We start from the raw sequence: 1,410 nt of genomic DNA, 5'->3' as shown, positions 1-1,410 counted from the left end.
CCCCGCGCCTGCGGGGGTTAAAGAGTGGGGTTTGACAGGTTAGTAATTGTAATACCGTCAGCCCCGTGTTAGCGGGGGTTAAAGGTGAGATGTTAATTGATTCAGGCTATCAACTGGGTCCGCCCCGCACCTGCGGGGGTTAAAGATAGGCTTTATGGGTTATTGAGCCGCTTGCTGCGTCCGCCCCGCGTGAGCGGGGGTTAAAGGATAATTGCCTTCACGGGGGAGGTAATGGCTGAGTCCGCCCCGCCTGCGTGGGGGTTAAAGAAGTTAATTGGACACTTGAGCTACGGGATGACCGTCAGCCCCGTGTTAGCGGGGGTTAAAGATGACCAATCTCCAATTTTATTAACACAGAGCTGTCCGCCCCGCTACAGCGGGGGTTAAAGTACAGTCATCAGCCTATCCGTTATAAACCAGTTGTCTGCCCCGTACCAGCGGGGGTTAAAGAGATAATTATCTAATGGGGGACCTTGGACGATTGTCAGCCCCGTGTTAGCGGGGGTTAAAGGGGAGAGCTCTCTCTTGTATCTGTTTTTTGTGAGTCAGCCCCGCACCAGCGGGGGTTAAAGTGAAAGAGCTTTATGAGCTGAAACGGCTGGTGCGTCCGCCCCGCGTGAGCGGGGGTTAAAGGGTTGATTTATGGGTGTAGTGTAGATATTGCTCGTCTGCCCCGTACCAGCGGGGGTTAAAGGTAGTGTTGCCCGTAGTGAACCCCCCCTATCCGTGTCTGTCCCGTACCTACGGGGGTTAAAGGTAAAACTCTTCGGTAGCCCTTTCTTTATGTTGGTCCGCCCCGCACCAGCGGGGGTTAAAGGTTAAAGCCCTCAGTTCCCTTTTTGCGCGTGAAGTCCGCCCCGCGCCTGCGGGGGTTAAAGAGTAGGGTTTGACAGGTTAGTAATTGTAATACCGTCAGCCCCGTGTTAGCGGGGGTTAAAGGTGAACTTTGTGACCATTATCGTGATAGCGCAGGCCGCCCCCGCACCAGCGGGGGTTAAAGAACAGCAGTAATCACCGGTTTTTTACCAATCTTGATCTGCCCCGTCTGTACGGGGGTTAAAGGTAGCTGTTCCAGCTCGGTAGATTTGTGTATGTGTCCGCCCCGCCTGTGCGGGGGTTGAAGGAATACGAGACCGGCAAACACCACCTGGATTTCGTCCGCCCCGCCTGTGCGGGGGTTGAAGATGAAGAGTGTTTGGTTTCTCATAGCATGGCTCATCTGCCCCGTATTAACGGGGGTTGAAGGAGAATAGAAAGTGGTGCTGTTTTTACTGAAAGGTCCGCCCAGCACCAGCGGGGGGTTGAAGTTATCGCCAGTGTGTCCAATGAGGCGCGCAGTTGTCTGCCCCGCTTGCGCGGGGGTTAAAGGAACCTTGAGGTCACTTACGGCGAGCGCAACGGGTCTGCCCC

At 55.0% G+C, this 1,410-nt stretch carries 1 protein-coding gene; it reads right to left on the bottom strand.

Annotated features, from left to right (window positions below; translation table 11 throughout):
- Positions 1 to 994: 994 nt before the first annotated feature.
- A partial coding sequence (locus BHE89_RS23900; RefSeq protein ID WP_171742528.1) for a hypothetical protein occupies positions 995 to 1,410 on the bottom strand: 416 nt, incomplete at its 5' end.

Source organism: Shigella sp. FC1967 (assembly GCF_001743005.1).
In the GTDB taxonomy this organism is placed as follows: domain Bacteria; phylum Pseudomonadota; class Gammaproteobacteria; order Enterobacterales; family Enterobacteriaceae; genus Proteus.
Note: the sequence above shows the minus strand (reverse complement) of the source record. Positions and strands in the feature narration are given on the sequence as shown.